The organism is Patulibacter brassicae (genome assembly GCF_033949425.1).
GTDB classification, from domain to species: Bacteria; Actinomycetota; Thermoleophilia; order Solirubrobacterales; family Solirubrobacteraceae; genus Patulibacter; species Patulibacter brassicae.
In genome coordinates this window covers 17,685-30,826 of the sequence record NZ_JAXAVX010000010.1, presented here as the reverse complement: position 1 = coordinate 30,826, position 13,142 = coordinate 17,685, and the positions used below count along the sequence as shown (strand labels likewise).

At 75.7% G+C, this 13,142-nt stretch carries 12 protein-coding genes; 8 read left to right on the top strand and 4 right to left on the bottom strand.

Going from position 1 to position 13,142, the window contains the following annotated elements:
• The first annotated feature begins 8 nt into the window (after positions 1-8).
• Positions 9-1,082 carry a threonine synthase gene (thrC, locus tag SK069_RS15565; RefSeq protein WP_406628304.1) on the top strand — a complete coding sequence of 358 codons (1,074 nt, stop codon included), beginning with the start codon at positions 9-11 and terminating at the stop codon, positions 1,080-1,082.
• A 110-nt stretch (positions 1,083-1,192) separates the two neighbouring features.
• Here thrC and SK069_RS15560 read toward each other — a convergent pair whose 3' ends face one another.
• Positions 1,193-2,170 (bottom strand): polysaccharide deacetylase family protein, encoded by a 978-nt coding sequence (locus tag SK069_RS15560; protein ID WP_319955166.1) that lies wholly within the window; start codon positions 2,168-2,170, stop codon positions 1,193-1,195.
• 92 nt (positions 2,171-2,262) lie between these two features.
• Here SK069_RS15560 and thrB point away from each other — a divergent pair, with 92 nt between their 5' ends.
• The gene (gene thrB / locus SK069_RS15555; protein ID WP_319955165.1) at positions 2,263-3,135 is read left to right on the top strand and encodes a homoserine kinase; all 873 of its coding nucleotides are present in this window, start codon (positions 2,263-2,265) and stop codon (positions 3,133-3,135) included.
• Positions 3,136-3,142: 7 nt separating this feature from the next.
• Here the strand turns inward: thrB and SK069_RS15550 are convergent, their stop codons facing one another.
• Entirely contained in the window at positions 3,143-3,928 is a 786-nt protein-coding gene (locus SK069_RS15550) for a ParA family protein (protein WP_319955164.1), read from the bottom strand.
• A gap of 139 nt (positions 3,929-4,067) precedes the next feature.
• Between SK069_RS15550 and SK069_RS15545 the strand changes: the two genes are divergently transcribed.
• From SK069_RS15545 to SK069_RS15535, 3 genes are all read left to right on the top strand, one after another.
• Entirely contained in the window at positions 4,068-4,340 is a 273-nt protein-coding gene (locus SK069_RS15545) for a hypothetical protein (protein ID WP_319955163.1), read from the top strand.
• A gap of 66 nt (positions 4,341-4,406) precedes the next feature.
• On the top strand, positions 4,407-4,940 hold the full coding sequence (locus SK069_RS15540) for an SRPBCC family protein (protein WP_319955162.1): 534 nt from the start codon (positions 4,407-4,409) through the stop codon (positions 4,938-4,940).
• A 121-nt stretch (positions 4,941-5,061) separates the two neighbouring features.
• The gene (locus tag SK069_RS15535; RefSeq protein WP_319955161.1) at positions 5,062-5,721 is read left to right on the top strand and encodes a hypothetical protein; all 660 of its coding nucleotides are present in this window, start codon (positions 5,062-5,064) and stop codon (positions 5,719-5,721) included.
• A 76-nt stretch (positions 5,722-5,797) separates the two neighbouring features.
• Here the strand turns inward: SK069_RS15535 and SK069_RS15530 are convergent, their stop codons facing one another.
• Complete coding sequence (locus SK069_RS15530; RefSeq protein WP_319955160.1) at positions 5,798-6,325, bottom strand: ABC transporter permease; 528 nt, start codon at positions 6,323-6,325, stop codon at positions 5,798-5,800.
• Here SK069_RS15530 and SK069_RS15525 point away from each other — a divergent pair.
• A complete protein-coding gene (locus tag SK069_RS15525) occupies positions 6,324-7,280 on the top strand; it encodes a helix-turn-helix transcriptional regulator (RefSeq protein WP_319955159.1) in 957 nt (318 codons plus the stop codon). The two genes, SK069_RS15530 and SK069_RS15525, sit on opposite strands and share 2 nt — an antisense overlap.
• Positions 7,281-7,302: 22 nt before the next feature.
• Here SK069_RS15525 and SK069_RS15520 read toward each other — a convergent pair whose 3' ends face one another.
• Positions 7,303-9,021 carry a penicillin-binding transpeptidase domain-containing protein gene (locus tag SK069_RS15520; protein WP_319955158.1) on the bottom strand — a complete coding sequence of 573 codons (1,719 nt, stop codon included), beginning with the start codon at positions 9,019-9,021 and terminating at the stop codon, positions 7,303-7,305.
• Positions 9,022-9,495: 474 nt separating this feature from the next.
• On the opposite strand from SK069_RS15520, the gene SK069_RS15515 reads away from it, so the two are divergent.
• Together SK069_RS15515 and SK069_RS15510 are read left to right on the top strand one after the other, a co-directional pair.
• Positions 9,496-10,665 (top strand): MarP family serine protease, encoded by a 1,170-nt coding sequence (locus tag SK069_RS15515; RefSeq protein ID WP_319955157.1) that lies wholly within the window; start codon positions 9,496-9,498, stop codon positions 10,663-10,665.
• 93 nt (positions 10,666-10,758) lie between these two features.
• A complete protein-coding gene (locus tag SK069_RS15510; protein WP_319955156.1) occupies positions 10,759-13,122 on the top strand; it encodes a type IA DNA topoisomerase in 2,364 nt (787 codons plus the stop codon).
• The last annotated feature ends 20 nt before the right edge of the window (positions 13,123-13,142 follow it).

The following is a 13,142-nucleotide window of genomic DNA, read 5'->3' as shown; positions in this document are numbered from 1 at the left end:
ACGGACCGATGCGCGAGCAGAGCAACCGCCTCACCGGGCCGACGTCGATCCGGCGCGTCGGCCTCATCGAGCGCTACATGGATCGCCTGCCGTTCGCGGCCGGCGACCCGGTGATCAGCCTCAACGAGGGCTCGACGCCGCTGATCCTCGCCCCGCGCCTCTCCGAGCGCGTCGGTGCCGAGGTGCACCTGAAGTACGAGGGGCTGAACCCGACCGGCTCGTTCAAGGACCGCGGGATGACCGCCGCCGTCTCCGCCGCCGTGCGCGAGGGCGCCGAGGCCGTCATCTGCGCCTCGACCGGCAACACGGCCGCGTCGCTGGCCGCCTACGCCTCGCGGGCCGGCATCCGCGGCGTCGTCCTCGTCCCGGACGGCAAGATCGCGGCCGGCAAGCTCGCCCAGGCGCTCATGCACGGCGCGCAGGTCGTCGCCCTGCAGGGGAACTTCGACGAGGCGCTGCGGCTCGTGCGCCAGATCAGCGAGGTCCACCCGATCGCGCTGGTGAACTCCGTCAACGACTTCCGGCTCGAGGGCCAGAAGACGGCGGCGTTCGAGATCCTCGAGGACCTCGACGGCAAGCTCGACGCCCTCTGCATCCCGGTCGGCAACGCGGGCAACATCACCGCGTACTGGAAGGGCTTCCGCGAGATGCTCGGGGAGGGAAGCCCCGACCTGCCGCGGATGCTCGGCTTCCAGGCGCACGGGGCCAACCCCCTCGTGCGCGGCGAGATGGTGCCGGAGCCCGAGACCGTCGCATCGGCGATCCGGATCGGCAACCCGGCCCGCTGGGAGCAGGCGATGGGGGCGATGACCTCCTCCGGCGGCCTCGTCGCGGATTGCACCGACGAGGAGATCCTCGACGCCTACCGCTTCCTCGCCCGCGAGGAGGGCGTGTTCTGCGAGCCGGCCTCGGCGACCTCGGTCGCGGGGCTGCTGAAGCACGGCGCCGGCGACGCCCAGCGGGTCGTCTGCGTGCTCACCGGCCACGGGCTGAAGGATCCGCAGACGGCGCTGGACGAGTCGCCGCCGGTGATCCCCTGCGCGCCGGAGCTGCGGGCGCTCGAGAAGATCCTCGTCGGCTGAGCCGGGAGCCGGGTCGCGCCGGTGCCGCGGGTCGCCGACCGGCCGGACCGGGGTCCCCTCGCGGGTCGCGGACGTCCCGACGCGGACGCCGTCCCGACGCGGACGCCGCCTCAGCCGGCCGCGGTGGCGCCGGCGGCGCCGGGGGGCGGCGCGCTCGCCTCGCCCCGGGCCATCCGCACGAGCGCCGCGCCCGTCGTCCCCGGCTCCACCCGGATCCGGGGGAGGAGGAACGGATCGTCGCCGCGCCCGGCGATCCCGGGCTGCACCGTCGTCGCCGCGACGTAGCCCGCGGCCTTCGCCGCGGCGCGGACCGTCGCGTCGTTGCGCCCGGCGGGGTAGCAGAGGAACCGGGTCTCGACCCCGAGGCGCTCCCGCAGCCGCCGGCGGGAGCCGGCGAGCTCCTCGCGCAGGGCGTCGGGTCCGAGCGTCGTGAGGTCCGGATGGGTGAGCGTGTGCGAGTCGATCTCCCACCCCTCCCGGAGGAGGCGCCGCGCGCCCCAGCGCGGCATCCCCTTCGCGTTCAGGTGGTCGAGGGTGAGGTTCAGGACGCCCGGCCAGCCGTGGCGCCGCAGCGCGGGGCCGGCCGCCATCACCTGCGACAGCGAGCCGTCGTCGAAGCTCAGCACGACGGGGTGCCGCGGCAGCCGCCCGTCGCCGTGCCACGCGTCCCACGCCTCCGACAGCGTCACGGCGGTGAAGCCGGCGGCCGCGAGCGCGTCGACCTGCTCGCGGAAGCGCGCCGCGGGGACCCAGAGCTCCGGGTACGGCGTCCCGGCGGGCGCGGCGGCGATCAGGTGGTACATGAGGATCGGGACGCGGGTCCGTCGCGCCACGGCGCCGCGCCGGGGCCACGCCGCCCGCTCCCGCGCGCGGCGGGCGGCGACGGTCGCGGGCCGGCGCGCGGGCGCCCGGCCGGCGGACGGGGATCCCGCGGTGGTCGTCGTCGCGCGCGCTGGGGGCGCCGGGGCGTCGTCGCCTCGCGTCAGCAGGAGCGCCATGGCGACCGCCAGCGCGACCGCGACGACCGCGATCGCCGGCAGCAGCGAGCGGCTCCCGGCGGCGGGCGGGTGGTGGCGCGGCGCGGGCATCGGCGGGGAGGCTCGCAGACCGCCCGGAGGGTCGCCGCGAAGGGACGCCGGCCGAGGCGCGGCGTCCGGAGGCGGCCGGTATCGTCGCCCGGGTGGCCCGCTCCGTCACCGTGTCCGTCCCGGCCTCGAGCGCGAACCTCGGTCCCGGCTTCGACTGCATGGCGGCGGCCGTCGGCCTCTGGCTGCACCTCGAGGTCGAGGAGACCGGGACCTTCGCCGTCGAGCACGACCTGCCGCTGCCCACCGGGCGCGACAACGCGATCGTCCAGGCCTTCGAGCGGCTGCGGCCGGCCGACGGCCTGACCTTCCGGGTCCGCACCGAGGTGCCGCTCGCCGGCGGGCTCGGCTCGAGCGCCACGGCGATCGTCGCCGGCCTCGCGGCGGCGGCCGCGCTCGACGGCGGCACCACGGAGCCGGAGACCCTGCTGCCGCTCGCCGTCGACGTCGAGGGGCACGCCGACAACGTCTCGGCGGCGCTCTTCGGCGGCTTCGTCCTCACGGACGGGACCTCGACCGTGCGGATCGCCCCGCCGGCCGAGCTCGAGGCGGTCTTCGTCGTCCCGGAGGAGGCGGTCCGCACCGCGGCCGCGCGCGCCGTGCTGCCGACGCACGTGCCGCTGGAGGACGCCACGCGCAACGTCGCGTGGGGCGCGTCGCTGGCCATCGGCCTGGAGCGCGGGGACCTCGACGTCGTGGCCCACAGCCTCCGCGATCTCCTGCACCAGCAGCACCGCGCGCCGCTGTTCCCGCGGTCGGCCGATCTGCTGGAGCGCTACGAGGAGGTGGGCGCCCTCGGCGCGACCGTGTCGGGCGCCGGCCCGACCGTGATGCTCTGGGTCCGCGCGGGGGAGGGGCACCGCGTGGCCGAGGCCGCGCGACTGCGCTGCGGCAGCTGGGCGACGGTGCTGCAGGCGCCGTTCGCCGGCGACGGCGTGCGCGTCGCCGTCGGCGCGGCGCGCTCGTGAGCGGCCCTCAGGCGGCGGCCTTCGCCAGCCGGCGGAGCTTCCGTCGCGCGGCGTCCTCGCCGAGCTGGTCGCAGAGCTCGGCCGCGAGCAGCAGGTAGTCGGCGCCGAGCTCGGGCCGGTGGTCGAGGATCGAGACCGCGCGCTCGGCGGACTCGGCGTAGGCGATCGAGTGGCGGACGACCGGCTCGAGGATCGTGTCGGGGTGCGCCTCGCGCAGCTGCTCGACCGCCTCCCGGGCGTGCACGGTGCGCAGGTCGGCCTTCGTGACGACCGTGCCCAGCAGCGCGAGGTCGGGGTTCAGGCCGTCGCGGACGAGCTCGATCACCTGCAGCGCCTGCTCGACGCCCTGCAACGCGAAGTACTGCGCCTCGCACGCGATGAGGGCGTGCGTCGCGGCGACGAGGGCGTTGACGGTCAGGAGGCCGAGGTTCGGCGGGCAGTCCAGCAGCAGGACGTCGAGCTCGTCGTCGGCGCCGCGCAGGGCCTTGCGCAGCACGAGGTCGCGCCCCATCCGCCCGGCGAGGGCGAGCTCGGCCTCGGCGAGCTGGAGGTTCGCCGGCACGACGCCGCCGTGGGTGGCCTCGGCGAGCGTCGCCTGGCCCTGCAGCACCTCGCCGATGGTGGGCGACGCGTCCGGCGGGACGTCGAGGTAGTCCGAGAGGTTGCCCTGCGGGTCGAGGTCGATCGCCAGCACCCGCAGGCCGGCGCGCTCCAGCGCGTCGGCGAGCGTGCGGACGGTCGTCGTCTTGCCCGTGCCGCCCTTCTGGGAGAGCACCGCGATCCGGTGGGCCATGCGCGGCAGTCTACGGTCGGGCCGGACGGCGGCGGCCGTCGGTCGGGCTCGGTCGCGCACGGGGCCGTGCGACGAGGAGGAGGATCCGCCGCGGCGGCGAGGAGGAGCCGGGCGACCGCCGGCGAACAGGGGAGGCGTGATGCGCCGCGAACCGATCTCCGAGCGCGACCTCGAGCGGCACCTGCTGCGGATCGGGGTCTCCTCCCTGCACGCCGACCGCCTCCACTGCGACCGCTGCGGTCGCACCCCGCTCGTCGGCGAGGTGGTCTACCGGTACCGGAAGGAGCGCACGATCTGCGCGCTCTGCCGCCCGCTCACGAAGGGCGAGCCGCTCGCGGCGGTGCCCGTCCGTCACGGCGAGGAGATCCGCGCCCAGCGCCTGACGCCGCGGACCGATCGGGACGCCGCCTGAGCGACCCGGACGGGTCGGACCGCGGTCGTCGTGCCGCGGCGCCGGGCGGGGGTAGACTGGCCCCTCGTGGACCCGGTCAGCGCCTCCGTCAGCATCCAGCGCCCGCGCGAGGAGGTCTTCGCCTACCTCGAGGACATCGCGAACCATCCCGAGTTCCTCGGGCACGTGCTCGGGGAGTTCCGGCTCACGCGCGAGGACTCGATCGGCAAGGGGGCGGGCGCGCGGTTCAAGGCGAAGCTCCGCTTCCACCGCTTCGCGTACTTCGACGTGACCTTCCACGAGGTCGAGGCGCCGTTCCGGATCGCGTTCGTCGGCCGGGGCGGCAAGTACCACCGCACCCTCGTCCACGGCGAGTGGCGGGTCGTGCAGGACGGCCACGGGGCCCGCGTGGACCTGACGGTCGAGACGGAGCCGAAGCTCCCCTCGGACCGGCTCATGGAGCTCGTCTCCGGGCAGGCCGGGATCGCGCGCCGCGGCACGCGCAAGGGCCTGCTGCGGCTGCGCACGATCCTCGAGGAGGGGCGCGCGTCGGCGAGGACCGGCAGCCGCGCGACCGTCGCCGGCGGCGCCCGCAAGCCGGCGTCGGGCTTCCGCCTTTGACGCCCGCCGCGCGCGCGGCGCCCCGCGGCGCGGCCGGTCCCGCGGACCGGCGAGCGACGACGGCACGGTCCGGGGTGGCCGGACACGCGTCCTGCGAACCCGGCCACTAGACTGCCGCCTCATGCGTCAGCGGCTCATCCCTCTGCTGGCGGTCGCGCTGGCCAGCACCGCCCTCACCGCCTGCGGGTCCAAGACCGACGTCGTCTCGCACGGCGAGACGGAGGCGATCTTCGTCGACGTCGGACCAGACGGCGGGCCGTACCTGAAGTACCAGGTCCAGATCTCGCGCCAGATCAGCCCGGGCAACATCTCGGCGGGCGTCGGCAACGGCGACCCGGCCAAGGCCGACGCCGAGGACTCCGAGTACCTCCGCGGCCTGACCCCGCAGCAGCTCGCGCTGAAGCAGGACCCGCAGAACCCGATCGACAACGAGGTCTTCTTCGGCGTCTGGATCGCGGCCTACAACGACACGCAGCAGCCGCTGCGCTCGGCGTCGCCGCTCGGCTTCACGATCGTCGACACCCAGGACGAGCACTTCAAGCCCGTCGTGTCGGCGCCGAACCCGCCGAACCCGTACCTCTACAAGCAGGCGATCGTGCCGAAGCACGTCGGCTCGGGGTCGGGCGTCCAGCCGGCGCCGAACAGCCCCGCCGGCTCGAGCACGACGGCCGGCGAGCTGCTGCTCTTCAAGATCCCGCAGTCCTCGCTGGAGAACCGTCCGCTCGTGCTCCACATCAAGGGGCCGGAGGGCGGCGAGGCCGAGATCGACCTCGACGTCTGATCCGCGACGGGCGGCGCGCGCCGCCCGCCGCGCAGGACCGAACGCCGGCCCCGGGCCGGCGTTCGTCGTTCCGGGGTCAGGTCGTGGCGCGGATCCGGCGCACGCCGACGGCGAGGCCCACGGTCGCCACGACGACGGTCGCGACGAGGCCGCCGGCCACCGCGCCCGTGCCGACCTGGCCGGCGAAGAGGTCGCGCTCGGCGTCGACGAGGTACGTCAGCGGGTTGGCCGCGGAGAGGACGCGCAGCCACGACGGCGCGTCGTCGAGCGGCAGCAGCATCCCGGAGAGCAGCATGAGCGGGAAGAGGAACGTCTGCTGGACGACCCAGAAGAGCTCCTGCTGATCGCGCACCGCGAGCGCCAGCGCGTAGGAGAGCGCGCCGAGGCCGACGCCGAAGCCCGCCACGAGGACGAGGCCCAGCAGCGACGCGACGTGCGGCTCGAAGCCGAAGGGCGTGGCCACCCCGACGATCAGGACGACCTGGCCGACGACCGCTCGCCGCTGCCGAAGGTCCTGGTCAGGCCGGTGGTCGTGATCATGCGGCGCAGCCTCGTCCGCAATCCGGTCACATCCTGGCCTGAATGCATGGCAGCCTTGCGGCATGGCTGATCCGACCGCCCGGATGCTGCGGCTGCTCTCGCTGCTGCAGACCCACCGCTTCTGGCCCGGCGGGGAGCTCGCGAGCGAGCTCACCGTCAGCGAGCGGACGCTGCGCCGCGACGTCGACCGGCTGCGCGAGCTCGGCTACCCGGTCGCGGCCGCGCGCGGGGCGGGCGGCGGCTACCAGCTGCAGGCCGGCAGCCAGCTGCCCCCGCTCCTGCTGGACGACGACGACGCCGTGGCGATCGCCGTCGGCCTGCGGACCGCCGCGGGCGGCACGATCGCCGGGATCGAGGAGGCGTCGGTCCGCGCGCTGGCGAAGCTCGAGCAGGTCCTGCCGCCCGGCCTGCGGCGTCGCGTCCAGGCCCTGCAGGACTCGATCGTGCCCTCGCTGGGGGAGGCGGGCACCGTCGACGGCGAGGTCCTGGCGACGATCGCGCAGGCCTGCCGCGACCAGGAGCGCCTGCGCTTCGCGTACCGGCGCGCCGACGGCACGGAGAGCGAGCGGACCGTCGAGCCGCACCGGCTCGTCGCGCACCATCGGCGGTGGTACCTCGTCGCCTGGGACGCCCGGCGCAGCGACTGGCGGACGTTTCGCGTCGACCGGATCGGCGACCCGGCGGGATCCGGCGGGCGGTTCGCCGCGCGGCGACCGCCGGGCGGGGACGCGGCCGCCTACGTGCGCTCCTCGATCAAGGCGCGCCCGACGCGCCACGAGGCCGTCGTCCTCGTCCACGTCCCCGCCGCGGAGCTCCCGCGCGAGGCGACGTGGTTCCGCGGCGAGGTCGAGCCGGTCGACGAGCGCTCCTGCCGGATCCGCACGAAGGCCGACGGCCTCGCGTGGCTCACCGTCCACCTCGCGTTCCTCGAGTGCGAGTACCGGATCGAGGGCCCGCCCGAGCTCGTCGCGTTCGCCGCCGCCCACGCGGGGCGGCTCGCGCGCTCGGCCGCCGGCTGAGCGCGGATCGCTCGCGGGGGACTCAGCCGCCGGTGGCGGCCAGCGCCGCCTGCAGCGCCTTGGACGCCACGGGCGCGGCGGTCTCGCCGCCCTGGAAGTTCCCGACCCGCAGCACGCCGATCGCGAGGGGGTCGTCGCCGCCGCCGCGCGACGACGGGGCGAACGCCGCCATCCACGCGTCGGTGTTCGAGCCGTCCTTGTTGCCGCACGCGCTGTCCACCGGCTGCGTCTCCTCGCCCGGCGGGGCGTCCGGGGCGGCCTGCTGCTCGCAGTGGTCGCCCTGGGTGGCGCGCAGCTCGGCGGTGCCCGTCTTGCCCGCCGTGGCGACGCCCGGCACGGCGGCCTTCTCGCCCGTCCCGTTGCGCACGACGGCGAGCATGAGCGTGCGGAGATCGCGCGCGGTGTCGGCCTCGATCACGCGGCGCGCCTTCGCGGTCTTCGTCGAGCGCAGGAACGTCAGCTCGGGCATCCGCCCCCCGTTGGCGACGATCGCCGCCCAGCTGGCGACGTCGAGCGGCGTCGCCTGGACCTGCGCCTGCCCGATGCCGGACTGGGCGAGGTCGCCGACGCCGAGCTCGGTCGGCAGCGACGCGGTCTGGGCGCCGGGGACGCCGGGATCGCGGTTGAACCCGAACCGCTCGGCGACGTCGACGAACTCCTTCGCCCCGACCTTCGCGGCCAGCGGCGCGAAGACCGAGTTGCAGGAGTGCGCGAACGCGCTGGTCAGCGACCCGCCGCAGGACTCCTGGTTCGAGTTCTGGATGCCGAAGCCCTTCGCCTCGGTCTCGTAGGGGTAGCTCGAGCTCATCTTCGCCTTGCCGGCCTCGAGCGCGGCCGCGGCGGTGATGATCTTCATCGTCGAGCCGGGCGGCTGGAGGTTGCTCCACGCGATGCCCTGGAAGGCGAGGACCTCGCCCGTCCGCGAGTTGATGACGACCGACCCCGTCTGACTCGGCGCGTTCTGCTGCGCCTCGACCGCGGCCTTCACGACGGCGAGCGAGATCGAGGTGCGCACGGGCTCGGCCTTCTCCGGCTCGACGCTGCGCAGCACGCGGTCGCCGGCGCGCAGCTCGCCGCCGGGCTTGCCCACGAGCTGCGCGTTGAGGATCCGCTCCAGGCCGTTCACGCCGACCTGGGCGTCCCGGGGCACGCCGAGGCGCCGCAGCCGGGCCTGGTCCTGCGGCAGCGCGGGGCCGAGGGTGCCGCGAACCTGCGCCGCCAGCTGCGGCAGGGACGAGCTGCGGTCCTTGCCACGGGCGATCGCGGTGCCGTCGCGGGCGAGGATGTCGGCGCGGTCGGGCATCGTCGTCGTGCGGGAGAGCGTCTCCCCGTCGCGCAGGCCGGGGAACGTCAGGCGGCGCGCCCACCGGACGCGCGCCTGGTCCCCGTCGCCGGTCAGCGGGATCGTCATCCGCGCCTGGAGCGTCCCGAAGAGCCGCGTCTCGGCCGCGACCGGGACGACGAACGCGTCGCCGTCGCGGTCGAGCTCCCCGACGACGAGCCGGCGGACCGTCGCGACGGTCAGCGCCTCGCGCACGAGCGACCCGAACCGCGCCTCGCTCGTGCGGTCCTGGACGTCGCCGGAGACCTCCGCGTACATCGCGCCGGGGTCCTGGGCGACCCAGGCCCGCAGGTAGCGCTCGACGGTGCTGCGCTCCGCGCGGCTCGCCGACCGGGCCTGCAGGGCGAGCGCCGCCGCGACGCCGCCGCCGACGAGCAGCACGGCGACGACGGCCGCCACCGCGCGCCGCGAGCGTCCGCCGCGGCGTCGGCCCCCACCACGTCCGCCGAGGCCCGCCGGCTGGATCGGCGATCGCGGGGGGCGGCCGCCACCACCCGGCGGGCGACCGCCGGCCCGCGCCGACGCCGGCCCGCGCGAGGGTCCGCCGCCGCGCGATGCCGCGCCCCCGCGGGACGTCGACGCCGGACGGGAGCTCGCTCGTCCGGCGCCCGCCGGACGGCCCGTCGGGGCGCTGCGACCGGCCGCGCCGTCACCGGCTGCGGGCCGCGGTCGCGGGGACGACGGCCGAGGGCGACCGGCGTCGCCGGAGCCGCGACGGGGGGGTCTGCGGTCGGGTCCCGGCATTGCGGGCCGCATTCTACGTCGCCGTCGCCGCGCGCCCGAACATGCTTCCGCGCCGGACTGGACGGGTGATCGACCGGCGCGGGTGCCGGTCGTGGACCCACGAGGGCGGAGTAGCGTTCCGCAGCACCGATGACGACGCTCGACTGGGTCCTCGTGGCGCTGGCCGTGCTGGCCGCGCTCGGCGGCGCCGCCCAGGGGCTGCTCGCGGCGGCGTCCGGGTTCCTGGGCTTCGCCGCCGGCGCCTTCGCGGGCGCGCGGCTCGCGCCGCTGATCCTCGAGGGCGGACGGGCGAACGCCGATGCGCCGCTCGTCGCGCTCATCGCGGGCAGCGTCTGCGGCGTGCTGCTCGGCGGTGGCCTCCAGCGCGTCGGCGAGCGGCTGCAGCGCCGGCTGCGCGGCGGACCGCGCCTGCGCGTCGTGGCCGTCGTCGACGCGGGCCTCGGCGCCGCGTTCACGCTGGCGCTGCTCGTGGCCGCCGCCTGGCTCGTGTCGGCGATCGCCCTGCAGACCCCGAGCCTGCCGTCCGGATGGCGGTCCGAGGTCCGCAGCTCGACGCTCCTGCGCGAGATCCGCCGGACGCTGCCCCCGGCCGACGACGCGCTCGCGGTCCTCGCCCGGTTCGACCCGCTGCCGGGGTTCGCCGGGCCGTCGGCCCTCGTCGACGAGCCCGACGACGAGATCCTCCGGGATCCCGGGGTCCGGCGCGGCCGGCAGGGCGTCGTCCGGGTCGAGACGCGCGCCTGCGGCGTCGGCGTGGTCGGGACGGGATGGGTAGCCGCGCCCGGGTACGTCGTGACGAACCAGCACGTCGTGGCCGGCAGCGACGACACGGAGGTCGTGCCGGAGGCGGGCGGCGGGCCGCTGGCCGGTCGGATCGTCTACGCCGACCCGGAGGAGGACGTCGCGGTCCTCGCGGTGTCGGGCCTGCAGGCCCGGACGCTGCGAATGGTTCGCGAGCCGGAGCGGGGGACCGCCGCCGCCGTGCTCGGGTACCCGCTCGCCGGTCCGTTCCGGGCGCGGGCGGCGCGGATCGCGTCCGCCCAGACGGTGACCGGCGAGGACGCCTACGGCCGCGGGCAGGTCGAGCGCCGGATCCTGCCGTTCCGCGGGCTCGTGCAGCAGGGCAACTCGGGCGGCCCGGTCGTCGACGCCCGCGGGCGCGTCCTCGGCACGGTCTTCGCGAGCTCCTCGAACGCGCGGCGCCGCGCCGGCTACGCGGTGCCCAACGACGTGGTGCGCGGGGTGCTGCGCGACGTCGACCGCGCGAGGACGGTCGACCCGGGACCCTGCGGGCACTGAGCGGCCGCTCGTCGGCGCTCCGGTCCTCGTCCGGCACGGAGCCGGCACGGGGCGCGGAGGTCGCGACGCAGGTCGGTCGCTACGCTCCGCCGCGTGGGGAAGACGCTCGTCATCGCCGAGAAGCCGTCCGTCGGCCGCGACCTGGCCAAGGTGCTTCCCGGCTCCTTCCAGGTCGGCAAGTCGACCGGCGAGCGCAACACGCGCTGGATGGAGGGCCCCGACCACGTCATCACGTGGGCGATCGGCCACCTCGTGCAGCTCGCCGAGCCGGACGCCTACGACAAGAAGTTCAAGCGCTGGCGGATGGACGACCTGCCGATCGTGCCGGAGCGCTTCAAGCTCGTCGAGCGCGACGACAGCTCGAAGAAGCAGATGGCGGTCATCCGTAACCTCCTCAAGCGCGAGGACGTCGACGAGGTCATCAACGCCTGCGACGCCGGCCGCGAGGGCGAGCTCATCTTCCGCTGGGTCTTCGAGAAGGGGGGCGGCAAGCAGCCGACCCGCCGCCTCTGGCTCTCCTCGATGACCGAGGACGCCATGCGCCGCGCGCTGGCCGAGCTGCGCTCGTCCGACGAGGTCGAGCTCCTGGCCCAGGCCGCGCAGTCGCGGTCGGAGGCCGACTGGCTCGTCGGGATGAACGCGACCCGGGCGGCCACGATCCGCCTGCGGTCGAGCTTCGACGGCGCGGTCTCGCTCGGGCGGGTCCAGACCCCGACCCTCGCGATCCTCGCGCGCCGCGAGGAGGAGATCCGCGCGTTCGTCCCCGAGCCGTACTGGCTCGTCGACGCCCGCTTCGACGCGGGCCCCGGGGCCGACGGCCCGAAGCCGCGCACGTACTGGGGACGGCTGCACCAGGGCACGAACCCCCGCCTCCCCACGGCCGGCGAGGCGCAGGCGATCGCCGACGCGGTCCGCGACCGCCGGGGCCGGATCACGAAGCTCGAGAAGACGCGGCGCAAGGAGCGCGCGCCGCTGCTCTACGACCTCACGTCGCTGCAGCGCGAGGCCGGCAGCCGCTTCGGCTTCACCGCCCGTCGCACCCTCGCCGCCGCGCAGCGCTGCTACGAGGAGCACAAGGCGCTCACGTACCCCAGGACGAGCTCGCGCTTCCTGACGGGGGACATGATCCCCGAGATCAAGCCGACGGCCGGGCAGGTCGGGGTCCGCGCCGAGTACGCGCAGGCCGCGAAGTACGTCCAGGGCCTCGACAAGCTGCCGCTCGGGCGCGTCGTCAACGACGCGAAGGTCGCCGACCACCACGCGATCATCCCGACGAACGCGCCGCACGCGATCGAGAAGATGGGCGACGACGACCGCCGCATCTACGACCTCGTCGTGCGCCGCTTCCTCGCCGTCTTCCACCCCGACGCGGAGTTCGAGAACACGCGGATCGAGACGACGGTCGAGGCGCCCGTCACCGTCACGCGCCCCGACGAGGACGGGGTGGAGCAGCAGGTCCAGCTCGACGCCCACGTCTTCCGCACGCGGGGCCGGGTCCTGCTCGTCCCGGGCTGGCGCGGCGTCTACGGCGAGGCCACCGACGGCGGCTCGGCCGGCGACGACGAGGACGAGGGCCGGCAGCAGACGCTGCCGAGGCTCGAGCAGGGCGAGGACGTCACGACGCTCGAGATCGGCGCCGAGGAGAAGGTCACGAAGCCGCCGCGGCGCTACAGCGACGCGTCGCTGCTGGGCGCGATGGAGACCGCCGGCCAGCTCGTCGACGACGAGGAGGCCCGCGAGGCGATGAAGGACTCGGGGATCGGCACCCCGGCCACGCGCGCGGCGATCATCGAGCGGCTCATCGACGTCGGCTACGTCGAGCGCGACGGTCGCGCCCTGGTCGTCACGGAGAAGGGCTTGAACGTCATCCGGCTGATCGAGGACCCGGAGCTCGGCCTGACCTCCCCGTCGCTGACCGGCGACTGGGAGCGCAAGCTCGCGCAGATCGAGTCCGGGGCGATCACGCGCCAGGCGTTCATGGCCGAGATCGCCGAGTACGCGCAGAAGACCGTCACGAAGCTCGACGGCAAGCTCAAGGACGTGCGGATCCCGCGCGCGAACCTCGGCCCGTGCCCGGTCTGCGGACGCGACATCAGCGAGAACCGCAAGGGCTTCTCCTGCTGGTCGAAGGACGACCCGGGCTGCGGCTTCGTCATCTGGAAGAGCAAGGCCGGCAAGACGCTGCCGGCCGCCGTCGCCCGCGAGCTCGTGCGGACCGGTCGGACGCAGAAGCCGGTCACCGGCTTCAAGAGCCGCGCCGGACGGAACTTCCGCGCGCGGCTCGCCCTCCACCAGACCGAGGAGGGCAAGTGGCGCGTCGAGTTCGACGAGCCGTGGGCCCAGGACGGGCTGCGGGCTCCGGCGGGCGAGGGCGACGGGATCGCCACGACCGACGGCGCGCCCGCCGCGGGCACCGCGACCGGCGACGCCGCGGGGGACGGCGCGGCGGCCGCCTAGCGCGCGGCGCGGCAGGCCGC